The organism is Fluviicola taffensis DSM 16823, assembly GCF_000194605.1.
Classification (GTDB): domain Bacteria; phylum Bacteroidota; class Bacteroidia; order Flavobacteriales_D; family Crocinitomicaceae; genus Fluviicola; species Fluviicola taffensis.
Genome location: NC_015321.1, coordinates 3,529,714 through 3,554,905, shown reverse-complemented (window position 1 = coordinate 3,554,905; position 25,192 = coordinate 3,529,714). Strand labels below are relative to the sequence as shown.

The following is a 25,192-nucleotide window of genomic DNA, read 5'->3' as shown; positions in this document are numbered from 1 at the left end:
CTTTTCCCTAACACTTTTTTACTAAAATTAAAAAAATGAAACAAACCATTCACACAGCGAAAGCAGTTTTCCAAAAATAAAAATCAGTTAGTTACGAATTTCAACCCAATCCAAAAGCTCAAAATCAACTAAAACTAAATACATAGTTAAAAAAGTGATTAACGGTGATTCGGAGGCAATTCCAACTTTAATTTGGCCGCCCTATCGTGCAGTACAATACTACCAGTTACAGCAACATTAAGCGAAGAGTTTCCAGGTAATTTGATTACTTTTCGACACTTTTCTAAAACAGAATCAGGAAGTCCTTGATCTTCAGACCCCAACAAGTAAATCGCTCTTTTTGGATGTTCAAAATCATGCAGAAATTCCGCACCTTCTGTCAATTCAATCGCTGTTAAACAACAATCATACGGAATGTTATTGCATAAATCTTCCAAAGTATCGTAATGAAAGTAAGGAATCCGAGCCCAGGTTCTTGTAACATCAGATGTTTGTTTCTTATAGCGTTTTCCAACTGTAAAAATATAAGCGGCACCCAATATATAAGCTGACCTCCAAAGCGTTCCTATATTGTGATCGGTTTTACCGTTATAGATACCGATTGCGCAGTACCCTTGAATATTGGAAGTTTTCATACAGAATCTTTTGCTATTTCCCCTTGATTTTGAGCACTTCCTATATGAAAAATCGCATCTCCTTTATTGACTAATGGAGCCTCATTGGTACAAATAATATATCCTTTTGAATTCGATTTAATTTTCTTCTCGATAGAACCATAAGGATCACTAACCAAACCAAGCACTTCTCCATGCTCAACGTGTTGCCCGTTTTTAACCAACGAATGAAAAACACCAGATACTGGCGCTCTTAACCATTTGGATGATTTGATAATAATTGTTTCATTTTCAATAGATTCCAACTTAAAGCTTTTCATGTGAAAATGATTCAAAATACGCTGTATTCCCAGCAAGCCTTCTTCAACGATTGTTTCATCGATGGAATTCGTTTTTCCTCCTTCAAAGAGCAGAATTTTCTTCCCCATTTTGTTCAACGCTTCACGCACCGATTTTGGAATATATCTGGAATGAACAATAAATGGCGGATTGAATACCTGAGCCAACTCCATACTTATTGGATCTGAAATCAAACAACGAACCTGAGCGATATTGGATCGCTGAGCAGAACCCGTGTGAAAATCGATGACAATATCCACATTTGGAGCAATTTGACTCATGAATTGATAAGCAAACTGACTCGCCAATGAGCCATTTTTTGAACCAGGAAAACTGCGGTTCAAATCTCGTCCATCGGGTAATTCACGTTTTAAATTCAGATATCCAAAAATATTAAAAACAGGCAAACAGATGATTGTTCCAGCATTTGGCTTATTCCATTTTTTCCGAATAACTCGTCGAATAATTTCCATTCCATTGATTTCATCTCCATGTAGACCAGCCATCAAAAGCACAATTGGCCCATCTTTTAATGATCTCTCCACGAAAACAGGAACCTGAACAGGCGTATGTGTATGCAACTTGGCAACATCCATACTTAATTCAACACTTTGTCCAGGTAGAATTTCTTTTCCAAGTATGTAGAATTTTTTAGCCATTTCTATCTTGTTACACTCTTCTCAATAAAAGCAATTATTTTTCCAGCAATATCAACACCTGTAGCCCGTTCAATACCTTCCAATCCTGGAGAGGAATTCACTTCTAAAACAAGCGGTCCGCGAGATGATTGAAGTAAATCAACTCCAGCAACTCCCAATCCTACTGCTTCAGCAGCTTTGATTGCTGTTCGCTTTTCTTCTTCTGTCAATTGTAAAATAGTTGCTGTTCCACCTCGGTGTAAATTAGAACGAAATTCACCTTCTTTTCCTTGGCGTTTCATAGCACCGACCACTTCTCCATCCACAACAAATGCACGAATATCAGCACCACCAGCTTCTTTAATAAACTCCTGAACGATTACACGTGCTTTTAATCCGTTGAAAGCTTCCAAAACAGATTGAGCAGCATTTTGGTTTTCAGCCAAAACAACTCCCAACCCCTGAGTTCCTTCTAATAATTTCAAAACCACAGGCGCTCCACCAGCTGATGAAACAACATGTTCTACGTTTCGAGAATAATTGGTAAAAACAGTCTTCGGAAGTCCGATCCCCTCCTTCGAAAGAACCTGCAAACAACGCAGTTTATCACGTGAGTGAACGATTCCTCTGGAGCTATTTACCGAAAAAACGTTCATCATTTCAAACTGTCGAACCACGGCTGTACCGTAAAAAGTAACAGAAGCTCCTACTCGTGGAATAACGGCATCAAAACCTTCCAAATAATCAGCCCCATAAAACAAAGAAGGTCCTTTTTGCTCAATCTCGATATTACAAAGTAAGTGATTTATCACATGAGCTTCGTGGCCATGTTTTTCTGCTGCTTCAACCAAACGACGCGTGGAGTATAATTGAGGATTGCGTGATAAAATTGCAATTTTCATTCTGTATAAGTGAAAGGCTCATCCCTTTCCTTCGATCAATAAGTTATTTATTTTCGTATTTGTAGGAACAATTAGTCTTAGCAGTGTCAATTAAGAAGCGCTTATTCAATAAACGTCGTCCTAATAAGATGGGATTCCTTAAACCAGTTCGTTCCGTGAGCGAAAATACGGTTTCAAATGACTCTCCAAACAAACTAGCGGTACCTTTAACAAAAAATCGTTCTTGAGCAATTCCATTGGAGCTTTTGACAGTTTTCGTCTTAAATTCATCAAACACCACCTCTTTGCCTGTATAACCTTTGATTTCCTTGTCCAAAAACACTACACGGAGTTGAGCTTTATTGCCAAATTCGATAATTTCTATCGACTGACAATGCATGGAACTCGAATATGCTCCTGAATCGATTTTAACTGGAACATGTTCCAATTCAAAACTTGGAAAGGAAATGATATCCTTACGACCAATTATTTTCTTTTGTTTTACTTCCATCTTTCTCGCTATCTTTGCACCTAAGTCATTCTTATTCGAGCTTCGAAATTAGAAAAAAAGCAATTCCGAACAGAAAAATGACTTTAAATAAAAAAAAGTTAACGGGATACTATATAAATTGAAAAATTATTCCTAATATTGCACCCCCAATTATGGGATAGTGAAAGAAAATTAGAGTCATGGATTTTATCAGAGAGCTTCAAAAAGAACTAGTAGAATTGAAAGAATTCCCAGCATTTGGCGCTGGAGATACAGTTACAGTATCATACAAAATTAAAGAAGGAAACAAAGAGCGCGTTCAGCTTTTTCAAGGTGTTGTTTTACAACGTCGTGGACAAGGTACAACTGAAACCTTTACGGTTCGTAAAATGTCAGGAAACGTAGGAGTTGAGCGTATCTTCCCTATTTCTTCTCCTTTCATTGATACAATTACAGTAAACAAACGTGGAGCTGTACGTCGTGCACGTATCTTCTACTTCCGTGGTCTTACTGGTAAAGCAGCACGTATCAAGGAAAAAAGAAGCTACTCTCACTCATAAGCCGAAGATTTATCTCAATATATCGATCCCGACCTCGTTCTTCGAGAGTCGGGATTTTTTTGTGTGGTATGAAATTTTCTTTTAAAGTTAAGGGGAATTAGAAGACGAGAGTTTAGAACAATTAAAGATTTCCAAAAAGAACTACTCTTTCAGCAATTTTCCCGTAAAGACATTTCCTTGACTTGTTTTTACTGTATAGATGTATATTCCATGACTTAGATCTTCCACATTTTCAGTAATGATCCCCCCCGAATACTGGCGTTTTCTCACCACCTGACCAATTGCATTGATTAATTCAAACTCTAACTGATTATCTGAACCTAGTTGCGGAAACTGGATCAGTAAATCATTGATCATTGGATTTCCCATCACCACTACTTCTTCTTCACTGGGGGAAATACATGCGTGATTATCCCATTCTACATTGCCCATGCAATCTGTTTTGGCAAGTACAAAATTAAATCCATTCAGTTCAAAGCGATATTTACTGCCCCCAAGTAAAACACCTCCATCACTTGTCATTAAAAAAGTACCATCATTAGACAATTCATTTCCTTCATACCACCAATTCTTGTTACTCAGCAGATTGAGATCTGAATCGAATTTTGCAGTAAAAAGATCATAGGATTCAGTAGTAGAACCCGTTTTTGAACCCGCTAAAAACACTTCAGAATCTGCATTGGACTCCACAAAATAAACAACATATTGATGAGCATCATTCAAACTCACTTTTGAATTCACTAAATTTCCATAATCATCAAATACGGCCAAAATAATTTGACTTGATTGACCCCCTGGATTATTTTCTGTGGAAAAAACCACAACTGTTCCATTGTCTTTATTTTGGGTAATGCCTTTTGTTTCATTGATGAGCCCTGCCATGTTGTGTTCCGGAAAAGACATGTTGGTGATTGTTTTCCGCCACAACTCATTCCCTTCAAAATCAATCTTGATGAGTGTATAGTGATTGTTTTGCAAACTGGGCGAAGGAGATTTTAGTAATAAAACATAGCCATCATGTTGATTAGCTATACCATGAATTATATCAGCCAATTGTAACGATTCTTCGGTTGTGAACAATTTTCGGTACTGCACGTCTCCTTCGTCAGTTAAAAATGTAACTTCTGCATCGGTAGTACCATTCGTTCCTGTAGAGCTACCAAAAACAATGAGGCCTGAATCGGTAGACTGAATTTTACGGACAGAATTATCAAATAGATATTTGGAGGTATCACCAAATGGTTTAATCCAAAGTATATCACCAGATAAGGTGAATTTTGCAAGAAATTTTTGTCTTTGCTTTACTGGTGCTATATCCTCCTTTATACCAACTATATACATGGAATTATCCTTGATAATACTCGATACATACTGTCCAATATAGTAGGTGCTATCTAAGGTTAGAGACATTAAATCTCCTTGATTGTCCAATTTTGCTATAAAGGTGTATGAATCCAAATAAGACACATCGTATTTTACCCCAGCTATGAGAAAACCATCTGCCACTTCACTTGCAGTATAGCATTTGATACTTTTTTGAGCATTAAATTCATCTCTCCAGTATTCTTTGAAAAATGCCTGTTGCGCCATTGAAATCAATGGCGCAACACACAAAACAAACATCATCCAAAAACGCATTCTCTATTTAATTAACTTAAAATTTCCTAGAAGCACCTCATTTTCATACAGATTCAAGAGATACAACCCACTTGAAAATTTTTCCATCGAAAATTCAACACCATATTTACTCTCTACAACACTTTCTTCCCAGACAGTTTGTCCCAAGGCATTTACAATGGTTACCCGTTGATTCTCCTTAAACTCTGGTAAAACCAATACGTAGTTATAATTTGTGAAACTTTGTACTGTTAATTTTTGAAGGCTGTTCTCATTAATTCCCAGCACCTGATTGAGAGAATTAATACAACTAACACGTCCATAAAACATTTCATTATTATATCCAGGAGTTCCAGGATACATGGAATAATTATACGTCGATGGTCTCACTTTATCAGCCCCATTTCGAATCAAGTTTTTCACTTCAGCGTACGTTAAATTTGGATTCTTTTGAAGAAGAATACTTGCTATCCCAGAAACAATGGGTGTTGAAAAGGAGGTTCCAGCAAGCGGAACAATATAATCTCCTGCATCAAATCCATTAGCCCCTTTTAAATCTAAGGTCATAATAATTTCTCCTGGAGCAACCACATCGTAATTAAAACTAGGAGGTCCATAGGTTGAACCCTTATTTGGATTAGTTGTCCAAGTATTTACTAGATCGTAATTCGAACGATAATCTTCGGGGTTAGTCATCCCCACACCAATAACACCCGGATGATTTGCAGGAAAATTACTCGCTTGCAAATTGTCATTACCAGTTGCAGCGACAAAAATAACACCTCTGTATTGACCATTAACAAATCGAGTAGTGGTCAATGAATTTGTAATATGATTATTTATATTTGCATCAAATGGAATTCGAAAACTCATGTTTACCACATCCATTCCCATTTCGTTCGCGGCTTGAAGCGCTTCCAAAACCTGCGTTGCGGAAAGATTAACAAGGTATGGATGCAACGTGGCATCATAAGCCACACCAGCAGCCCAACGTTCACCCAAGGAGGTGTTGTTTGGTGTAGCTCCAATGACTCCAGAAACTGCCATCCCATGTCCTGAATAATCACTGTAAAAATCAGTACCAGAAGGAGGATATGTATTTAGAGGTAAAGTGGCATTAAACCCTGCCCCAAAAGGTTTTATATCTGGATGGCTTGATTCAAACCCTCCTTCATCGATCACCCCAATTTTAACTCCATCACCAGTAAACCCAGCTCCCCAGCATTCACAAATATCGGCATCGGCATCATTGACACCAGATTGTCCGTTCCAAATAACTTGTCCTTCGTTGCGGATATGCCATGTACCACTAATTCCTCCTGTAGAAGTATTCATTTCTGATACAACCCCACAGTCTAAGAAGTCACCTCCAATAATATTGGGAGTTACGTATTTCACCAATGCTGATTCATAGGTTGCAATGACATTTGCCATGATAATCGTATTCAAAATAGTATCTGGTTTTGCATCTAACTTAAAAATATACCCCCAACTTACGGAATTATTTAGCAAAGTAGATGGTTTATGCACTAGTTTCAATTGATACTCATTGGCAAAACTTGCTATAGTTGCTGAATCTATAAGAGGATCATGAAAAGTAATCAATAATTGATCATCTGTGCGGTAATACCTTTGTTGCACATTTGCATTGTAAGGGTATTTTGTCAAAACAGGCGCAAACATTCGTAATTGACCAGATGCAATAATTGAATCTTTTAAGGCTAATAAATCAGTGTATGTGGCATTGCTATTCAATAGTAACTCGTTCATTTTAGCGGCTTCATTGTAATAATAGTTCATATCGTCAACAACAAATGTATCAAGATAACCAGAGTATTCTGAACCGTTTTGGCATTGAAAAAGAATAACATCTTTTTGAATGTACCATCAACTTAATGTTCCGTCTCCATTGGGATAAGACACACTGTCTAGGTTTTGAGATAAGCCTAAAAAACTGAACCCAAATAGAGCACAGAGAGATAAATAAATGTTTTTCATAGTGTAATAATTCAGTGAATAATGGCTAAACTATTCTTTTTGGCTGAATTATGCAAAAATATCATCCTGAAATCTCGAAGTATGTTAAAAATTGGAAAAGAAGACACTTCTTACTCCATTGATTTCAATTTGATGGCTCAACACCTTTTAGAATTGAATACTCAAGCAAAAAAGAATGGACTAAAAATTGAAAAAGTCATTTTAAAAATTGCGTTGAAGGATGATTTGTTTGCAAGCGAATACCGCAAAAAACTAAAGGCTAGTGGTATTTATTTTGCTGCTAACTTGAGTGAACTAATTGACAGCTTACACGATGATCATTATCATGTGGATTTTGGAATTCTAAAATGAAAACAGTAATTCAGACGTAATTCCGCAATATTACGCCCGAGAATGAAAATTAGTCATGAAAAATTACCATTCAATCAACAAAACCCGAACTTCAGGTTATTTCTGGATTAGGAAGATTTAAACTTTTTATATTTCCAATTGTACTATCCATCTCATCCGAGAAACTATGAAATTCTTTACTTTACTTAGCATATTTCTATTGAGTAGTATTAGCTATAGTCAGGCCGATACAATCCGTATCAAAGAACTTCTAACCGTTCTTACAAAAACTCCAAAACCACGGAATTATCAAAATATCGATCAGTTGAATTTGTGTGCGGATTTCATTTTCAATGATTTCCAAGAATATGCAGATACCGTTTTCTATCAAAGCTACCAAGTTCGCGGTTTGACTTATAAAAACGTCATTGCGCGCTTCAATCAAAAAGAGGCTAAAAAGCTCGTCATCGGAGCTCATTACGATGTTTGTGGCAATCAGGAAGGTGCGGACGACAATGCTTCTGGAATTGTTGGATTATTAGAATTGGCACGACTTCTAAAAGGAAAATCGGTAAATAAATGTATTGAACTTGTTGCTTACACCTTAGAAGAACCTCCTTATTTTAGAACGGAATATATGGGAAGTTTTGTTCATGCCAAATCACTCAAAGACTCGAATACCGAACTAGTTGGAATGGTTTGTTTGGAAATGATTGGTTATTTCAACGAAGCCAAACGCACACAGGATTATCCAATTGGATTTTTGAAGCTTTTTTACGGTTCACGTGGAAACTACATCACCGTTGTCAATAAATTTGGTAAAGGAAAGGGATCCCGAAAATTCACTAAAAAGATGGATTATTTCACACAACTTCCAGTCAAAAAATTCAACGGACCAAAATCACTAACTGGAATCGATTTCTCAGACCATCTGAACTATTGGAAAATGGGATTTAGCGCTTGTATGGTAACAGATACTGCATTTTACAGAAACAAGAATTACCATCAAAAAACAGATGAGATGGGAACTCTAAACATTTCCAAGATGGCACAAGTTATTGACGGAATATTTTTAAGTATCTTAGCTTAAATTCATCGATTATGAAACTATTGATATTCGCTTCAATTTTAGCCGTTAGCTCATCAAATGGATGTAACAAAGAAGATTGCACAGAAAAAGTAAAAGATGATTGTATCTGCACCATGGAATATGATCCAGTTTGCGGCTGCAATCAAAAAACGTATTCCAATGCATGCACCGCACAGTGTCATGGAATTACAAAATTTGTAAAGGGAGAATGCCCTCAGTAAATGATTAATTAAGAATGGTTTAATTATCAAGAATTGATTCGTGAATAAGGCTTGATAATTGATAATTCCTTCATTTTAAATTAAAAAAATGACTTCTCTAGAAACAGTGAAAAATTACTACGACGCATTTAACGCTCGTAATTGGTCCGAAATGTTAGCGCTTGTCGACGAAAATATTACGCATGAGCCCAATCAAGGGAAAACACGTATTGGTAAAGCGTTGTTTACCGATTTCATGCAACACATGGATGCAAGTTATGCAGAAACGCTGAAAGACATCGTTCTTTTCTCATCAACTACTGAAGGTCGAATAGCTGCAGAATTTGTCGTTCACGGAACGTACAAACAAGCAGAGCCAGGATTACCTCCAGCTAACGGTCAAAACTACGTTCTTCCTGCAGCTGCGTTTTTAGATGTCAAAAACGGAAAAATAACAAGAGTAACCACTTACTACAACTTGGAGTTGTGGATTGAATTGGTTTCAAAATAAGCCGTGGATCAGTTAACCTATCAATTAGCAACTGGTAAAGACATTCTCCCATTGATTCCCTCCTTGGGTCAATTGCGGATTTCCGTTTTCTATGATTTTCCTTATTTGTACGAAGGTTCTTTGGAATACGAACAAGCCTATTTACAAATCTACAGTAAGAATTCGCGAAGTATTGCTTTTGGAGTTTTTGACGGTGAAAAACCAGTTGGAGCTACAACCGGAATACCATTAACAGCAGAATCAACAGAAATTCAACAGCCATTTATTGACCGAGGATTAAACCTAGATGAAATATTCTATTTCGGAGAAAGTATTCTCTTAGCGGAATACAGAAGTCGTGGTTTGGGTCATTTATTCTTCGATGTCCGCGAAAAACACGCATTGGAAAACGGATTTAAAACAACTGCTTTTTGCTCCGTTATTCGTTCGGAAAATCATCCCTTAAGACCCGTGGATTATCGACCAAACGATGCTTTTTGGATCAAACGCGGATACACAAAACAAGATTTTAGCTGCAAAATGTCTTGGTTAGACAGAAACGAAAGAGAAGAAACAGAAAAAGAACTCCTATTTTGGACAAAAGAATGGAAGTAACAATTGCTTTAGCACAATATCCAATCACACAGCATCAATCGCTCGAAGATTGGAAAAAACATACCGAAAACCCAAATTTATGACATTTACCACAGGATCTCAGAATGATTATCATTGGATTGAAGTTTTATCTGGAGACAAAACAATCAACCATTTTATTCAGGATTTTTCCCAGTTTATAGTGGACAAGCATTTAGCAATTATTTGCTTTGATAGTGGACCATTTGTACGAACAGATGAAGAAATACAAAGGGGTTGGTATTTCAAAAATGATGTCGCTTACTTTGATAAAGTAAATCATCAAGAATTAGAAGTCCCAATTTATGACAATTACGATCAATGGTTACTTTTTGACAAACCGACTGAAGTCAATGATATGGATACCTTTGTAAATCATCAGGGATTTTCCTTAAATCCAGAGAATTTGCTAGCTAATCCAGCAATAAAATTAAACTCAATCGATTTTTGGAATAGTATTGAATCATTCAAACCTTCCAAATTCTTACTTGATGGTGATTTTTTTATCTATGGAACAATAGTCGTAGACGAAATAAAAGAGATTAAAGAAAAATGGTTTACTATTCATTAACAATTCTAAATTATGAAAACTCAACTTACTAAAAGTCTCATTTTACTCGCTTTGAGCATCATCATCTCTGCGTGTAACCCATCGAACAAAAATCAAATCTCAGAAAATGAGACCAAAACCAAAAAGGAATTGGAAAAATTAGTGACCGGAATGTGGAAAATTGATTCTGTTGCAGAAGATAATCTCGTTACTCAACGCGTACCAAAAGACACCATCATTCAAGCATTTCATTTCAAAAAATCGAATGTTTGCGCTACCATGGAAATCGATTCAAATTCAACAAAAAGTCGCGAGATTGGTTTCTGGAAGGTAAAAAAAGACAGTCTTTTCATCTTAGGAATGACAGGTAAAGTAGCAATGCCTTATGGGTTTATCTTAAAAGGCTCTGTTCTCACTTTAAATGGAAATTTTAAGATTAGTTCCAATAACACAAAGAAACCTACGTTCTTCCTTTCAAAGTATCGTGAAAAGCAAAGTAATCACATATTTAAACCTTAAATTCATTCCTTGAACAATAACGTGATACACAAATTACTTCTCATACTTCTTTTGGGTATTCCCTTCAACGAAGTCTATTCTCAGCAATCTATTATCGAAGCAGAGAATCTGAATACTTTGGGGCTTTTGGGGAAAGTAAAAACCGTGCAGGAAATTTCTTACAATGCCAAAAAAGGAACAACAGGAATTACAAAATCAACTAAAGGCTGGCAATACGAATTCGAAAATGATTCTGAATCTTTCTTTGATACCTTAGGAAATCTAATTTTGGAGAATAAAGTTGAAGCATCTAAAAAAGAAGCTGTTTATTCGATCAAATACGACAGTTTAAACAGGATTATTTGTGTAAATCGGTTTCTTTTCACGCATCATTTTAACTACGATTCACTCAATAGAATTGCTTCCTCTCAAAAAGAAAATCGCCCTGTTGGAAACAATTCGAAATCCGATTCAAAAACAGAAGCGACTACGAACTACATTTACTACTATGATTCACTGAATTTATTGATTAAAACAGAATCCTTTGGAGATCTATCAGGAGTCAGTATCGAAACATTTCAATACGACACTTTAAAAAACCTGATTTTAAGTGAATTTACAAAGGGAGATTATACCGAAACTCATCAATACAAATACAACGAAAATCAACAATTGATCAAGGAAGAATGGAAAGACAACAAAGAAGGCATTGCCGAAGTCACCACTTTTAACTACAAAAACAAAGCGAAAATCCTAGAGCGCTGGATTGATTACGAAGATGGAAAACCAGATGGATCTATTGACGACACATTTGAAAATGGAAACATTGTTAAAACCGTTGAAGTAGATTCTGATGGAGTAATCGCTGTTTTAGAGCTGTGCACCTATGAATTTGATAAAACTGGAAATTGGATTCGAAAAACGATTAACAGTAATGAGAAATACTACATTGTAGAACGATTTATTGAGTATTATTGAGAGATATTTAATTTGATTGTCTGCTTTTTCTACTATCTTACTCTCATGAAAGAAATTCTGGAAAAACAACGACACTTTTTCAATTCCAATCAAACGAAAAGCATCTCTTTTCGGATTGAGCAGCTACAGAAGCTCAAAACACTTCTTATTTCCAATCAAAATCTTTTAGACAAGGCTATTTACGCTGATTTTAAGAAATCTCCTTTTGAGACTTTCACGAATGAATTTGGATTGGTTTATCTAGATATTGATGAAGCTTGCAAAAAACTGAAATCTTGGTCCAAACGCAAGCGTGTGGGGACGAATTGGGTGAATTTCCCTGCTAAAAGCTACATTATCCCTGAACCATTGGGAGTTTCTTTGATTATTGGCGCATGGAATTATCCCTACCAATTGTCATTTGCTCCTGCTATTGCTGCCATTGCCGCTGGAAACACCGTCATTCTCAAACCCAGTGAATTGCCTTCAAACACGAGTAAATTGATGGCAGAATTGATCAATACTCACTTTGATGCAGCTTTTTTTCACGTTGTAGAAGGCGGAATAGATGAAACTACCGCTTTACTAGAACAACGTTTTGATAAAATTTTCTTTACAGGAAGTCCAACCGTTGGAAGAGTTGTTTACCAAGCTGCTGCGAAACATCTGACTCCTGTAACCTTAGAATTAGGGGGTAAAAGTCCAGCCATTTTTACTGAAGGTGCAAACCTGAAAATGGGAATAAAACGATTGATTTGGGCAAAGTTTCTCAATGCTGGTCAAACGTGTATTGCTCCCGATTATATTTTACTTCCAAAATCACTCAAAGACGAATTTTTGCGTTTGGCTAAAGCTGAAATTGAACAAGCAAAGTATTCGGTCGAAAATGGAAACTATGTGCAAATCATCAATTCCCGAAATGTGGAACGTTTATCGCGTTTAATCGATCCCGAAAAAATTTATTCAGGAGGAAAAGTCGATGAAACAACCCGCTTTATCGAGCCCACTTTGATGCACAACGTTTCATTTGATGATGCAATTATGCAAGAAGAAATTTTCGGCCCTATTCTACCCGTTTTGACTTATGATTCCTTAAACGAAGCTATTTTGGAAGTAAAGAAGCGTGAAAAACCACTTTCATGCTATATTTTCACCAATGATTCACAACTCAAAAACAAGCTTTTAAACGAACTCTCCTTTGGTGGCGGTGCTGTCAATGAAGCCATCATGCACATTGCGAATAGTCGCTTGCCATTTGGTGGCGTTGGAAATAGTGGAACAGGTTCTTATCATGGAGAAGCGGGATTTAAGACTTTTTCGCACTACAAAAGCATTTTAGAAAAGGGAAATTGGTTTGAAACAAAATTAAAGTATTCTCCTTATTCTGAAGGGAAATTGAACTGGATAAAGCGACTCATGGGAATTCGCTAAATACTTTCCAAAGCGCTTCTTTTGTATTCCAACTGCTTGTAACTAGACGGTGTAAAGCCTGTTATTTTTTTGAATTGATTGGAAAAGTGAGCCACGCTACTATAGTTTAGTTTATAAGAGATTTCTGTCAAATTCAATTCATCATAAAGCATCAGTTCCTTTGCACGCTCAATTTTGTTTCGAATAATATAATCTTGTAATGTAATACCCTGTTCTTTGGAAAACGTATTGGACAAATAGGTGTAATTAGATTGAAGCTTATCACTGATGTATTCGGAATAATTCATTCCAGGAATTTCCTCGAGGTAATGAACCATTTCAATCACCACATTTTTGATGCGTTCGATTAGAATACTTGTTTTATCCTCCAGAAGCTCTAGACCCGAATTCAATAAATTAACTCGCAATGTTTCTCTAGTTTCATCAGAAAGACTCTCTCTGATTTCAACCACTCCTAAATCGATTTTAGTTGTTCGTAAACCTAACTTTACAAGTTCTTCTTTTACAAATATCTTGCAACGTTGACTGACCATGTATTTGATAAATAGTTTCATAACTTCTAATTTTTAATGCGACATCTTGTTACCTATTCGGCTATCGTTAAATCTTAAAAGTTTAAGTTTTCAGTGCGGATTCTTCAATAAATTACAAATAAATCGCGCTCATTAAACAAATGAAGGTGTTATTTAACATAGATTGACATTTTCAGAATATCCTTCAAATAACAAAAAAATCCCATTCAATAAGACCGCTTATTGAATGGGATTCATCAATTAATAACTTTGATTCTAGCTAGCTTCTCCTACCTGGAATTAACTGAATAACAATTGCTATCAATGCGATTACTAGAATCAAATGGAAAAGACCTCCTGTATGGTATCCAAAATATCCAATTGCCCATCCTATAATAACTATAATTGCTATCGTGCTTAATATCGCTCTCATGATTGTTTGTTTTAGTGTAACTTATAATCTGATGCTCTTTGCAAACAGATATCGAATTGGATGAAAGAGGAGAAACCAATTCAATCCTCCTCTCCTATCCATCCTAGGGATATCCCTGTTAATTTATTCCCCAACAACTTGGAAAAAACATCCCATTATTCAGTTCTTTGGATTACTTTACATTGTCTTTTCCGATATCTCGGAACGCATCACCAAGCTCATCCATATCATTTTTGAATTCTCTTTTAAATGCTTCCCAATTTTCTTTAGAATCACTATTGAATTCTTTCATACGAGCTTCCAATTCATCATTGCGTTGCTCCAATTGAGCAATTTTCTCATTTCTAACTCGGATTACATTGGCTTGTGCTGATTGAATCTTCTCATCTTTCAATCTAGCAATTTCCATTCTGTTTTTTTCAAGATTTCTTTGCATAGATTCTCGATAAGCTTCTACTTCAACTGCTAATTCAGCTGTTTTTCGGTCCAAGTCCTGCTTTGCTTCATGCACATCTTCAACGGCCTTGTCAATCTTATCTGTGTCTGATTCAGATTCCGTACAACTCGCTACAATAACAACTAATAGCGAAAAAAGGATTCGGTAAATTATTTTCTTTTTCATGATTTCTATTTTTTAAGGTGTGAATTCATTTCCACTCTAACAAAGATGTGCTTCAAGAATTAAAAATGTTTTACAAAAATTCGAGGAATTATTACATAAATTACAGGTTTCAACTAAAAAAAAGAAGTCAAATACCTATAAAAAAGCATTTTAAATCTTTTTATAAATCTGTGAAAAGTGTAATAAACCCGATTAATTGTATAACAATCAGCGGTTAAAAGATCTGTAATTTTCAACTATTGTAAATCGTTAAAAAAACAAGAAAATGGAAGTCAATAACGACGAAATGAAAATCAGTATTGGATTAACCGCAAAAAATAGCGAAGCTGTTGCAACGGAATTATCCAAAATCCTTGCACTGGTGGATGTTACGATGGCCTAGAGCGTGAGAATGTGAATCTCAATCAAGGTGCTGAATCGACTATGAGTTATTTAATGCTCGGCTAACAATCGAAAATCAGATTAAAAAATCAGCCTTAGAGGAAGAAATTTTCTACTTGCTTTCACAGGAAGAAATTGAATCACATCTAAATTCTTAAGTTAATGTGAGTTCGAAACAAGAATTCTTATTCCAAACTCATCTAATTAGATATTCTCTAAATTACTGTTTCTTTTCTGTTTCATTTGTTTGTAAAATGAAGGAGAAAGTCCTGTGATTTTCTTGAATTGATTGGATAAATGTGCAACACTGCTGTAATTGAGTTTGTAGGATATTTCAGTCAGATTTAATTCATCATAGAGCAAAAGTTCCTTGACCCGTTCGATCTTATTGATAATGATGAATTGTTGGATTGTAATCCCTTTCACTTCTGAAAATACGTTGGAAAGATACGTGTAATCGTACTTTAGCTTCTCACTGATATATTCCGAGTAATTCACTTTCGGAGTTTTATCGGAGTAATGGATCATTTCAACAATAACCCCTTTTATCTGCTCGATTAAAATACTCCTTTTATCTTCCAGAAGCTCCAATCCAGACCTCAACAAACTCACTCTCAAGGCCTCACGATCTTCTATTGAAATTTCTTCCACGATTTCAACCATTCCCAGATCCACAGCGATAGTATGCAGTCCCAACATAGCCAATTCATCCTTCACCACCATTTTACAGCGAAGACTTACCATGTATTTGATGTACAATTTCAAATCATAAGGGATTTAATAACAATCAATAATTAGTAATCAAGAAATATGCAAAAGTCAGTCTCAGTTTTCATTTTCATAACCGCTTTTTATAGTGGTACTGATCATTTTGAACTGTTCGTTGGCATTGAATTTGTGTCTTGTGTGAGCTGGAATAATAATTCCCTCCCCTAGTTTCAATGTGAATGGACTGTCATCAATAATAAGTTCAGCAGAACCATCAATTATTTGCACATAGGTATCGAATGGTGAATGCTTTTCTTCCAACTCTTCACCTGCATCAAATGAAGAAACAGTCACATTCCCTGTAGTCTTTTTAAGAATGGTTTTACTCAAAACAGCATTGGGTACATAGTGAATAATTTCGACGATAATATGAGATTTTGCTTTTTCTAATTCTTTACCGTCTGTAGTGCTTTTCATAATGATTTATCTTTAAAGTAACTGATGAAAATACACCAGCACGTTTTTCATTCAGATTTATTTTCTGTCCGAACTTCCAACCGTTTTTCCTTTAGTTTTTTGAAATAAAAGGGAGTCAAGCCTGTAATCTTTTTAAATGTTCTTGTTAACTGTGCCCCATTCCGATAATGAAGCAATACAGCAATCTCCTTTACTTTCAAATCTTCATACAAAAGCATTTCCTTGATACGCTCCACTTGCTGTATCGTAATGTATTGAGGTAAATTAATCCCGTGAACTTCAGAAAACAAATTAGTGATCTCCGAATAATCGAATTTCAATTTATCAATCAAATAGACTGGATAATCCCCTCTTGGCATTTCCGTATGCTTATAGATCAACTCCACAATCATTGCTGAAATCCGATCCAACAACTGACTATTGGCAGGGTCCAAAACTTCAAATCCAAATTTCAAAATGCGTTCCTTAAATTGCGATTTCTGTTCTGTGGATAATTCTTCTTGAAATTCAACCATGCCCTGATTAATTTTAGGCATCACTACCCCCAACTTTTTCAGTTCTGTACCCACCAATTTTTTGCAGCGGATACTGACCATATACTTTATATAAATTTTCAAATTGGTTCTTATTGAATACGTGTGAAGTTACGACAATTTACCGCCGTTCCTAGCTATTTTACTGATTGTTTTGAATTGATTTTCAATAAATTAAATCCAATCACATTGAAAAGTAAACCAAAAGCAAAACCATTCAACAATACGTATTGTTGAATGGTCTATGTCTTAACGTTTTAACTCCTGGAAAAGGTTATTCCTTGTTCCCTTTTTCCTTAAATTCTGCTGCTTTTGTCTTTAGCGTGCTTGCCAAATCCTTCGCATCATCCAAAATCTTAGCTCTGGTTTTACTTCCCTTTTTGGGCGCAGTCAAAATTCCAACAGCCACTCCAACAGCCGCTCCCGCAACCAAAGCTCCCACTACTTTTCCAGTAGCGCTTGAACCCGTCTTTTTCTGGTTATTTTTGTCTTTTTCAACCATTTTATCTATTTTTTTTATGACTAAAATTAAAAAGATGAAGTCCTAATTTGAAAGGAGGAGTTACCTTGTATTACTTTCGATTAACTGGAAGAAGACGTAAAACAAGTGCAATTAATGCAAGCCCTAAAAGCAAATGAAGCAATCCACCAACTTGGAATGCAAAGAATCCGATCAACCATCCCACTACCAATACAACTATCAGTATGTTTAATATACCACTCATGCTACTCTGATTTAATATTCTAAATTTAAAGTTGTAATTATTTTACATCGCAAGTATTACAGATTGACCGTAATAAGTTACATAAATCACAGATTTCAGAATGATTCTTCCTGAATAACTAAACACGAATTGAATGTATTACTGAAAATTTTAAGTGGCTACTAAACAACTTCCAACCTCATCAAAAGCTTCTGAAAGCGCAATCATTTGCCAGTAATTTTGGTTGGAAGAAATTGTAAAAAAAGTGACACCAATGCAACCACTAACGTGAGGTGAAAGAAGAAACCTTCCACATGATATCGGAAATACCCAATTGCCCAACCAATAACTATAAGAATGGCCAATGTGCTTAGTATACCTTTCACCTTTACTCAGGGTTAAAAGGGCTATTAAAGCTTAAATCCAATTGTAAGTTGCACAAATTGATTTCTATAGCGAGGAGTTGTCGAAGTTCCATCACCTCTGTTATTTTGAAGATCCCAACAGGCTCTTCCAGAAACAACTACATGAGAAATGTTAATATCAAATCCCACATTAATACCCAATGTGTTTTTACGAATATTATCGTTTTCAAACTCTTCTTGCTGTGCAGAGCTATTACTTCCAAACGTGTATACGTTTCTTTCACTTACCTGAAAAGCAAACTGAGGGCCAACAAGCATCGTTAGGAAGCTCAATGGTTTTACTTGAAATAGCAACGGCACATCCAAGTAACTGGTTGTTTTTGTATAAGAATAAGAGGTTCCAAGTAATGTTCCTGATGCTCTAAATCCTTTTTGAGAAAAGAGAATCTCAGGTTGCACTCCAATAAATTTCCCAATTGGAATCCCCACAAAAACACCTCCTGCGAATCCTAATTTTGCATCCGCATCAAAATCTTCACCTTCTGAATCCCACACGTTTGATAAATTTGCACCTGCTTTCACACCAATTGTAAACTTCTCGCGACGATCCCATTTTGAATCTTCTTGTGCAGAAACATTAGCTGAAATTCCACCGAATATTGCTGCAAAAAATAGTATTTTATTCATTTAAATGAATTTATTTGTGAAAGAATTTTCACTCAACAAAGTTGCACTCATTTCCTCTTGAAAGCATTACACAATAGATTCGATTTGTTACATGAATCACTGTTTTAAGCCTTCTTTTACTCGTGATTCGATTTATTCAGAATGAGTGCTCGATTCCAATTCATACTTCTCCAATAGCTCCAACAAAGAATTGTGATACTGCATCAAATCTTTCAATCGAATTTCAGAATCATTGGCACTTGTAGGAAATTGTGGCATTTCATTTAAGTACTTAATCAATTCTGGATGTTTGTTTTTAATTTCTGAAATTCGATCCATGATTTTCATCGTTTCTTGCTGATGAACTTCTGCTCTTTTACGCTTGCTTCTAGACATTATTTTGAGTCGATTCAAAAATAACTGAAACCAATTTAATTCACTTTTACTGATTGAATTTCCCATCTTTTTTTTTTTAGTTATCCTTTATCTGATCACTTGTTGGTTCTAAATCTCAATTTTTCTGTTAGCATTAAAATTTTTATTACTAAAAAAGGAGTAACTCTTACATTACTCCTTCCTCCACTCTCCAATTCTCAGAACAATTATTCTACTATTGATTTGAGCAATAGAAAATCTTCATTCTGAAAACTGTTTTTCACATTTATTTTACATTATCTTTTCCAAGATCTTTGAACGATTTTCCTAATTCATTCATGTCATTGTTGAATTCTCTTTTAAACTCTTTCCAGTTTTCTTTGCTATCACCTTTATAATCGGTCATACGCAATTCTAATTCTCTGTTTCGTTTTTCGATTGCAGCAATTTTCTCATTTCTAGCAAGTGCTTCCTCTTTCTTCGCTAATGCTTTTTCGTTCTTCAATTCAGCAACTAACTGCTTGTTCTCATCTATACTCTGTTGCACTTCTGCACGATAATTCATCACTTCTTCTGCATATTCGCTATTTGCTTTATCCAAATCATCTTTTGCATCTTGAACATCTTCTGCTGCATTTTCAACTTTTCCTGAGTCTGGACGAGACGTACAACTAGTTATTAGAAAACTAAAAACTGTAAAAGTAATAATGGATAAAATTGATTTTTTCATGACTTACTGAGTATTAATAGTGAATTCATTTTCACGCTACAAAGATGAACTTCTTGTTATTTCAATGTATTACACAAGTTGCTTTAATTGTTACATATATCACACTAGTTGTAATTCAAGTTAAAAGAGTTCAAAAGCTAAAAACGTTCAATAGATTTGAAGATGATACAAAGCAAAAAAGCGCAACCTTATGCCTTGGTTACGCTTTTTCTGTACACTAAAACAGAACTCTATTAGCAAATACTACTAAACTTCTGATCTAATCAAAAATGAAGATTAAACTTCACATTTGTTAATGATGTTAATTACCTCATCGCGTTTTTTGTTCAATCTCGTTTCAACACGAGTAAGTAATTCATTTTCTTTACCTGGTTCAAATTTCAAATCTGAATCTGTTAATTGAGTGAATTTTTCTTTCAATTGAGTAGATTGTTTTGCCCAATCACCTGAAATTTTAAATGACCCTGTTTTGTTCTCTGAACTTGGATTTGTGTTTTTTTCTGTTGACATGATGTTTGTTTTAAGATGAATACTCTTTCTTGTCAACAAAGGTGACCAACAACAACCCATCATTCATTACAGATTAATACGCGATTGTTACACAAATCTCACTTACAGTTCATCTAGATCAAAAAAATAGAGCCAACTCGTTAATAATGAGTTGGCTCTATTGAGAACTTAAGTATAACTAATTATTTTACTTTCCAAATTGCTCTTTTACATACACCAAATAGTCTGCTTGTGAAGGTAAATCTGGAATGTTACATTTTTGCAGGTACGGAAAAATTTCGACAACCATATTTTCCATCATTTCGAAGCTATTAGCCGTTTTAGCAGCTTGATAAGTCGTCATGAAATAATCATTGATTTTCCCTAAATAAGCTTCTTGATTTTTCACATTCTGCTCATCATTCAAGAATTGTTTGCTCAAAGGGGATTTATAATCGTGCACTGCAGCCAAAAACACTTTCAATTCAACCGAATCTTTTAAATTCAAATTTGGATACTTTTTGTAGTATTCCTCAGCATATTTTGGCAAAGAATCGTGTTCATTGACGCTTAATACTTGAACATACGTTTTTAAATCAGTCTGTTTCTTTTTGGATTTGTTGTAAACTTTTGTTGCTGCAAACACCGGATTTCCTTCTGGATTAACAATCTCTTGCCCTTTAGAAAGCAATTGTTTCGCCTGCAAAGCTCCAACAACTTTCCCTGCTAATTCTCCATTCGCATTGAAATACAATAAAGTAGGATACGCTGAGATGCCATACTTCTGCATCACGCTTGGCCCATCATTCTTTTCACCGTCTAATTTCAAAGAAATGAAACTTTTATTGTAAAAAGCAGTTACCTCTGGATCCACAAATGCTGTTGCAGCCATTTGTTTACAGGGTCCACACCAAGTTGCATAAACATCTACAAAAAGTGGTTTTTTGGCAGTTTTCGCTTTGGCCAATGCTTCTTCTAGTGTTCCGTGTTCGAAGGTTATTTGACCAAATGAGGTTGAGCTTAACAAAGCTACAAATGCAAGGAATGTTAGTTTCATTCTAATTATTTTTTGTTGAAGTTACGAAAAGACAAATATTAAGCCAAACAAATTGAATGTGTAAAATTGAAAAGTCAAAAAAGACTTAAGATGAAAGATTAGAGACTTCAGACTAATCTGGTCTTTTGTCTTACGTCTCTCCTCTTTTAGCCAAGCAAATGAATTTCCATCTCCACTAATCTCGGTAGAAGCACATCATCTTCCAAAACAGCATGAATGGCCAAATCTTTTTCAAAATGCTCCAACTGTATCATGAAAATGCGGAATGCCAACGGAGTTTTTAATCCGTCAATATTCTCTGTGATTTTACTCCGAACATCGTTCAAGTCTTCTTCCAAGTTCGAATGATTGTCAAAAAACTGCTTCAAGGTAAAGTTCCCAAATCGTTCGCGATCAATTGCTGTTCCTGATTTTTGAAACTCAAGCAAGGATTGAATATAAGGAAATAAAAAGACTTCTTCGTACTGAATGTGTGCCACCAACTTCTTCTGATAAGAAATGAAAAAGCCACAAAGCATCAGTAAAACATTGTCGGAATTGGTTTGTTTGCTGTATAAGTTGTAAATCGATTGCTCAATTTCAGGAAGCTTGATATTCAAATAGATTCCATGAGATTTCTTGAGCGCATTCAACAAATCTTGGATTGCTACTTGCTGAATCAGTTCTTTTGGGAATTCCGTTACTCCTTCTTTTACCAAACTAATGAGTTCATTCAATGCAATTGACGAAGAATCCAAATGGGGCAAATTTTTCAGACGTTCTTCTAACAAACGATCTGTCAAGCGGATAGTTCCCAATTGAGCTTTTTGTTTTTCCTTCATCTTGATTTGTGAAATATGATTATCAACTAAAACAAATGTACGAACAGGAAATTGCTCAATCAATACCGTAAATGTGGTAAAACAATTGTCGGATTGTTAAATTTTCAGAAGCAATAAGTCGTATCTTAGCATACTATTTTTCACCAATGAAAGTTCTATTTTTTATTAGCATACTACTTCATACTCACCTATTGTTTTCACAAGACAGAAATCAAAAAATGAGGGAACTGAACTACGTTATAGAACTCATGAACGCATTCAGTTTTTGCAATCAAACCTGGTATTTTGATGCAACTAAACTCCAAGGAGCAGTTTATACTAGTTCAAAAAAGTTGAATGAAAATTATTTTTATTGCGATAAAACCATGCACAAAGGCTGGATTTCTTATACTGGATTAGAAGAAAAGTTTCGTTTCCCAGAAATCACTCCGAATGCAGAAAAAATGATTCCTGCTTATCAAGCAGATTACATTCCCTGGCTGGAAGCGAAGGAAACTGTTTTCAAGTCAATGGCGAAAAACAAAAAACTATTTGAACCCATCGCTCCCATTTTAATAAGCTATGTAGCAGCTACTGACAGTTTATTTAAAACGCATGAAGCTCTGAACAACTATATTACTGAAAAAATATTCCGTTCGGACAATGAATTCAGGCATGCACGAGATATTCTCATAGCACACGACAATTGGTTCGAACAATGTTACCTCCTGTTTAAGCAGCTCGACAAAGCTTTGGTGGATTATACCAATGAGTATTATTCTCCTTTGAAAACACATGGTGAATTACAACAAGGACTGCAAGAACTGAATTTAACAATGAAGCTCTTAACTGAGTGGGAAAATGAATTGTACCTAGAAAATTCTTCAAATAATGCCAAACACGATACAGTATTGCGATCATTGAATGAAAGTGGATTGAAAAAAGATTCACTTTATCTCTACAAAACAAAAGGATATGGATATTTATCAAGTGGATTTTGGTTGCATACCAGGTACCGTACTTTTTACACTTCCATGCGCAGTACTATTTATTGGTACGCTTCTTCCAAAGGAACTCCCGAACCTTATATCAAACCGTCTCAGAAGTATTACAACGACTTTGTTCGAAGTTACAATTCAGTGACAGATGATTACAACGACTACATTGCTATTTCAGATGCTTTGACATATTGGGAAACGGCTTCTTGTTGCCTGTCTCGATCTGAAATAGACACGAATCAGAACGTATTGCTGATGGCACCTCGATTACCCTACAAATTTGAGTATGAAGAGAAAAAACAAGAAGAAAAAGACTCTATTCCATCTGAGGTGCATCCAGATGCACTTTTGATTAGCAAAGCCCAACCTCATCACTTAGTGTATTTACTAGATGCTTCATCTTCCATGAATGAATCCGGAAAATTGACTCATTTGAAAGAAAACGCTTCATATTTGGTGCAAATACAGCGAGCAATAGACCAAATTTCTATTGTCACCTTCTCTGGGAAATCACAAGTGTTAATGCAAGCAATTCCATGTGATCAAAAAAAACATATTCTTGAAAAGATTGATCATATTCATGCTTTTGGTCAAACAAATATTCAAAGCGGATTTGAAACGGTAAAAACGCTTTTATCTTCCTCTAAACTTCAAAAAGGTGTAAATTCTGTCTTGCTTCTAACTGATGGTGAATTTCAGCTCAAAGAAGAAACACTGGCAATCATCAACCAATTAAAAGCAAATGAAATTGGAATTTGTTTCGTTTACTTGGGAGAACCTTTAAAAAAAAAGACCACAAAAGCACTTGAAAAAAAATATTCAGATCTTGGAGTCATTTTCTACGATACGAATCGGATTGATTTGAAAGAGGCGCTTTTGAAGATCGCAACGGAGTAATCTCTACTTCAGAGGGCAGATATTTACACAAATATTATAGCTAATTGCTTGCATCAATTATGCTTTGCTGTATAATTTCTTTTTCAACCAAAATGCAATCCGCACCATGATGATCAAGGCAGGAACTTCTACTAGAGGACCAATGACGCCAGCAAAGGCTTCACCAGAATTAATCCCAAAAACACCGATTGCGACTGCAATTGCCAATTCGAAATTGTTACCTGAAGCAGTAAATGATAACGCCGCATTGTCAGAATAATTCGCTCCAGCCCATTTTCCCACCAAAAACATTAAAAAGAACATAATCGCAAAGAAAATGATCAATGGAATGGCCACACGAACGACATCCATAGGTATACGAACAATCATTTCTCCTTTCAAACTGAACATCACCACAATGGTAAATAATAAAGCGATTAAGGTGATGGGTGAAATGAACGGCAAGTACTTGTTTTTGAACCATTCTTCGCCTTTCAAACGAATCAAGGCAAAGCGACTAATAACAGCTATTGCAAACGGAATTCCGAGGTAAACACCTACCGTTTTAGCAATTTCAACGATGGTAATATCGATTTTCAAGGCATTTACTCCAAACAATGGCAAGACAATTTCCAAGTAAAAATAAGCGTATAAGCTAAAGAAAAACACCTGTAACAAACTGTTGATTCCGACCAATCCAGCAACTAATTCCCTATTACCTTCAGCCAATTCGTTCCACACAATTACCATTGCGATACATGGTGCCAAGCCAATAATGATGAGGCCTGTCATGTATTCAGGATAATCTTTCAAGAACAAAACCGCCAAACTAAACATTAAAAACGGCCCTACAATCCAAGTGATAAAAAATGACACCATTAGTAATTTGGGTTTGCCCATTACTTTTGGAATTTTAGAGAATTGTACTTTCGTCAATGGTGGAATCATCATCAAAATCAAACCTATTGCCAAAGGAACATTCGTTGTACCACTTGAAAACGAGTTGATAAACTTTCCAGTAGAAGGAATAAAATACCCTATTGAAATTCCAATTCCCATAGCTAGAAAAATCCAAAGAGTTAAAAATCGATCGAGAAAACTCAATTTTTGTCGCTCAGCTGCAGGAGCACAATTATTTGCTGACATACTC

General features: G+C 35.5%; 33 protein-coding genes. 11 read left to right on the top strand and 22 right to left on the bottom strand.

Translation table 11 applies throughout. The annotated features are described in order from the left end of the window. Window positions 1–158 precede the first annotated feature (158 nt). The 4 genes from FLUTA_RS15505 to FLUTA_RS15490 are packed head-to-tail and all read right to left on the bottom strand — an operon-like array spanning window position 159 to window position 2,983. Window positions 159–635 (bottom strand): RNA methyltransferase, encoded by a 477-nt coding sequence (locus FLUTA_RS15505; RefSeq protein WP_013687844.1) that lies wholly within the window; start codon window positions 633–635, stop codon window positions 159–161. Next, window positions 632–1,612: a succinylglutamate desuccinylase/aspartoacylase family protein gene (locus tag FLUTA_RS15500; protein ID WP_013687843.1), complete on the bottom strand. Its 981-nt coding sequence runs from the start codon at window positions 1,610–1,612 to the stop codon at window positions 632–634. Before FLUTA_RS15500 ends, FLUTA_RS15505 begins: the two co-directional genes overlap by 4 nt. Window positions 1,613–1,614: 2 nt before the next feature. Beyond that, the gene (gene rimK, locus FLUTA_RS15495; RefSeq protein ID WP_013687842.1) at window positions 1,615–2,493 is read right to left on the bottom strand and encodes a 30S ribosomal protein S6--L-glutamate ligase; all 879 of its coding nucleotides are present in this window, start codon (window positions 2,491–2,493) and stop codon (window positions 1,615–1,617) included. Window positions 2,494–2,536: 43 nt separating this feature from the next. Then, on the bottom strand, window positions 2,537–2,983 hold the full coding sequence (locus FLUTA_RS15490; protein ID WP_013687841.1) for an ATP-dependent zinc protease family protein: 447 nt from the start codon (window positions 2,981–2,983) through the stop codon (window positions 2,537–2,539). Between the two features lie 179 nt (window positions 2,984–3,162). Between FLUTA_RS15490 and rplS the strand changes: the two genes are divergently transcribed. Beyond that, window positions 3,163–3,522, top strand: a complete 360-nt coding sequence (gene rplS / locus FLUTA_RS15485) for a 50S ribosomal protein L19 (RefSeq protein ID WP_013687840.1) — start codon at window positions 3,163–3,165, stop codon at window positions 3,520–3,522. A gap of 141 nt (window positions 3,523–3,663) precedes the next feature. Here the strand turns inward: rplS and FLUTA_RS15480 are convergent, their stop codons facing one another. Continuing rightward, the gene (locus FLUTA_RS15480; protein ID WP_013687839.1) at window positions 3,664–5,160 is read right to left on the bottom strand and encodes a T9SS type A sorting domain-containing protein; all 1,497 of its coding nucleotides are present in this window, start codon (window positions 5,158–5,160) and stop codon (window positions 3,664–3,666) included. A gap of 3 nt (window positions 5,161–5,163) precedes the next feature. Next, the gene (locus tag FLUTA_RS15475) at window positions 5,164–6,909 is read right to left on the bottom strand and encodes a S8 family peptidase (RefSeq protein ID WP_169312095.1); all 1,746 of its coding nucleotides are present in this window, start codon (window positions 6,907–6,909) and stop codon (window positions 5,164–5,166) included. Between the two features lie 249 nt (window positions 6,910–7,158). Here FLUTA_RS15475 and FLUTA_RS15470 point away from each other — a divergent pair, with 249 nt between their 5' ends. From FLUTA_RS15470 to FLUTA_RS15435, 9 genes are all read left to right on the top strand, one after another. Further along, a complete protein-coding gene (locus tag FLUTA_RS15470) occupies window positions 7,159–7,488 on the top strand; it encodes a hypothetical protein (protein ID WP_043023872.1) in 330 nt (109 codons plus the stop codon). A 166-nt stretch (window positions 7,489–7,654) separates the two neighbouring features. Further along, on the top strand, window positions 7,655–8,557 hold the full coding sequence (locus FLUTA_RS15465; RefSeq protein ID WP_013687837.1) for a M28 family peptidase: 903 nt from the start codon (window positions 7,655–7,657) through the stop codon (window positions 8,555–8,557). 11 nt (window positions 8,558–8,568) lie between these two features. Then, on the top strand, window positions 8,569–8,778 hold the full coding sequence (locus FLUTA_RS21215; RefSeq protein WP_013687836.1) for a Kazal-type serine protease inhibitor family protein: 210 nt from the start codon (window positions 8,569–8,571) through the stop codon (window positions 8,776–8,778). Between the two features lie 88 nt (window positions 8,779–8,866). After that, window positions 8,867–9,268, top strand: coding sequence for a ketosteroid isomerase-related protein (locus FLUTA_RS15460; protein WP_013687835.1), 402 nt, complete (start codon window positions 8,867–8,869; stop codon window positions 9,266–9,268). A gap of 3 nt (window positions 9,269–9,271) precedes the next feature. Beyond that, window positions 9,272–9,862, top strand: coding sequence for a hypothetical protein (locus FLUTA_RS15455; protein ID WP_013687834.1), 591 nt, complete (start codon window positions 9,272–9,274; stop codon window positions 9,860–9,862). Between the two features lie 79 nt (window positions 9,863–9,941). After that, on the top strand, window positions 9,942–10,451 hold the full coding sequence (locus tag FLUTA_RS15450) for a hypothetical protein (RefSeq protein ID WP_013687833.1): 510 nt from the start codon (window positions 9,942–9,944) through the stop codon (window positions 10,449–10,451). Window positions 10,452–10,463: 12 nt separating this feature from the next. Next, window positions 10,464–10,949 carry a hypothetical protein gene (locus FLUTA_RS15445; RefSeq protein ID WP_013687832.1) on the top strand — a complete coding sequence of 162 codons (486 nt, stop codon included), beginning with the start codon at window positions 10,464–10,466 and terminating at the stop codon, window positions 10,947–10,949. A 21-nt stretch (window positions 10,950–10,970) separates the two neighbouring features. Next, the gene (locus FLUTA_RS15440) at window positions 10,971–11,906 is read left to right on the top strand and encodes a hypothetical protein (protein ID WP_148235449.1); all 936 of its coding nucleotides are present in this window, start codon (window positions 10,971–10,973) and stop codon (window positions 11,904–11,906) included. Between the two features lie 45 nt (window positions 11,907–11,951). Beyond that, entirely contained in the window at window positions 11,952–13,316 is a 1,365-nt protein-coding gene (locus FLUTA_RS15435; RefSeq protein ID WP_013687830.1) for an aldehyde dehydrogenase, read from the top strand. Here the strand turns inward: FLUTA_RS15435 and FLUTA_RS15430 are convergent. The 15 genes from FLUTA_RS15430 to FLUTA_RS15375 all read right to left on the bottom strand — a co-directional run bounded on the left by FLUTA_RS15430 (window position 13,313) and on the right by FLUTA_RS15375 (window position 22,189). After that, window positions 13,313–13,870, bottom strand: coding sequence for a helix-turn-helix domain-containing protein (locus FLUTA_RS15430; RefSeq protein WP_013687829.1), 558 nt, complete (start codon window positions 13,868–13,870; stop codon window positions 13,313–13,315). The two genes, FLUTA_RS15435 and FLUTA_RS15430, sit on opposite strands and share 4 nt — an antisense overlap. Before the next feature lie 238 nt (window positions 13,871–14,108). Beyond that, entirely contained in the window at window positions 14,109–14,261 is a 153-nt protein-coding gene (locus tag FLUTA_RS21460) for a lmo0937 family membrane protein (protein WP_013687828.1), read from the bottom strand. A 172-nt stretch (window positions 14,262–14,433) separates the two neighbouring features. After that, a complete protein-coding gene (locus FLUTA_RS15425) occupies window positions 14,434–14,883 on the bottom strand; it encodes a sll1863 family stress response protein (RefSeq protein ID WP_013687827.1) in 450 nt (149 codons plus the stop codon). A gap of 585 nt (window positions 14,884–15,468) precedes the next feature. Beyond that, entirely contained in the window at window positions 15,469–16,029 is a 561-nt protein-coding gene (locus FLUTA_RS15420; RefSeq protein WP_013687826.1) for a helix-turn-helix domain-containing protein, read from the bottom strand. A gap of 60 nt (window positions 16,030–16,089) precedes the next feature. Next, window positions 16,090–16,449: a cupin domain-containing protein gene (locus FLUTA_RS15415; RefSeq protein ID WP_013687825.1), complete on the bottom strand. Its 360-nt coding sequence runs from the start codon at window positions 16,447–16,449 to the stop codon at window positions 16,090–16,092. A gap of 47 nt (window positions 16,450–16,496) precedes the next feature. Further along, on the bottom strand, window positions 16,497–16,964 hold the full coding sequence (locus FLUTA_RS15410; protein ID WP_169312094.1) for a helix-turn-helix domain-containing protein: 468 nt from the start codon (window positions 16,962–16,964) through the stop codon (window positions 16,497–16,499). A 292-nt stretch (window positions 16,965–17,256) separates the two neighbouring features. Further along, window positions 17,257–17,484, bottom strand: coding sequence for a YtxH domain-containing protein (locus tag FLUTA_RS15405; protein ID WP_013687823.1), 228 nt, complete (start codon window positions 17,482–17,484; stop codon window positions 17,257–17,259). Between the two features lie 70 nt (window positions 17,485–17,554). Next, window positions 17,555–17,707, bottom strand: a complete 153-nt coding sequence (locus FLUTA_RS21455; protein ID WP_013687822.1) for a lmo0937 family membrane protein — start codon at window positions 17,705–17,707, stop codon at window positions 17,555–17,557. A gap of 203 nt (window positions 17,708–17,910) precedes the next feature. After that, on the bottom strand, window positions 17,911–18,072 hold the full coding sequence (locus tag FLUTA_RS21450) for a lmo0937 family membrane protein (protein ID WP_013687821.1): 162 nt from the start codon (window positions 18,070–18,072) through the stop codon (window positions 17,911–17,913). Window positions 18,073–18,096: 24 nt separating this feature from the next. Then, a complete protein-coding gene (locus tag FLUTA_RS15400; protein WP_013687820.1) occupies window positions 18,097–18,738 on the bottom strand; it encodes a porin family protein in 642 nt (213 codons plus the stop codon). A 132-nt stretch (window positions 18,739–18,870) separates the two neighbouring features. Beyond that, window positions 18,871–19,113 (bottom strand): hypothetical protein, encoded by a 243-nt coding sequence (locus tag FLUTA_RS15395; protein WP_043023868.1) that lies wholly within the window; start codon window positions 19,111–19,113, stop codon window positions 18,871–18,873. A gap of 265 nt (window positions 19,114–19,378) precedes the next feature. Next, complete coding sequence (locus tag FLUTA_RS15390) at window positions 19,379–19,822, bottom strand: peptidase M23 (protein WP_013687818.1); 444 nt, start codon at window positions 19,820–19,822, stop codon at window positions 19,379–19,381. Between the two features lie 276 nt (window positions 19,823–20,098). Beyond that, window positions 20,099–20,332, bottom strand: coding sequence for a CsbD family protein (locus FLUTA_RS15385; RefSeq protein ID WP_013687817.1), 234 nt, complete (start codon window positions 20,330–20,332; stop codon window positions 20,099–20,101). Window positions 20,333–20,519: 187 nt separating this feature from the next. Beyond that, on the bottom strand, window positions 20,520–21,368 hold the full coding sequence (locus FLUTA_RS20940; RefSeq protein ID WP_013687816.1) for a thioredoxin family protein: 849 nt from the start codon (window positions 21,366–21,368) through the stop codon (window positions 20,520–20,522). A gap of 146 nt (window positions 21,369–21,514) precedes the next feature. Beyond that, the gene (locus FLUTA_RS15375) at window positions 21,515–22,189 is read right to left on the bottom strand and encodes a hemerythrin domain-containing protein (protein ID WP_013687815.1); all 675 of its coding nucleotides are present in this window, start codon (window positions 22,187–22,189) and stop codon (window positions 21,515–21,517) included. Window positions 22,190–22,407: 218 nt separating this feature from the next. On the opposite strand from FLUTA_RS15375, the gene FLUTA_RS15370 reads away from it, so the two are divergent. Further along, window positions 22,408–24,063: a VWA domain-containing protein gene (locus FLUTA_RS15370; protein ID WP_043023866.1), complete on the top strand. Its 1,656-nt coding sequence runs from the start codon at window positions 22,408–22,410 to the stop codon at window positions 24,061–24,063. A gap of 57 nt (window positions 24,064–24,120) precedes the next feature. Here FLUTA_RS15370 and arsB read toward each other — a convergent pair whose 3' ends face one another. Next, window positions 24,121–25,188 carry an ACR3 family arsenite efflux transporter gene (arsB, locus tag FLUTA_RS15365; RefSeq protein WP_013687813.1) on the bottom strand — a complete coding sequence of 356 codons (1,068 nt, stop codon included), beginning with the start codon at window positions 25,186–25,188 and terminating at the stop codon, window positions 24,121–24,123. Window positions 25,189–25,192 lie beyond the last annotated feature (4 nt).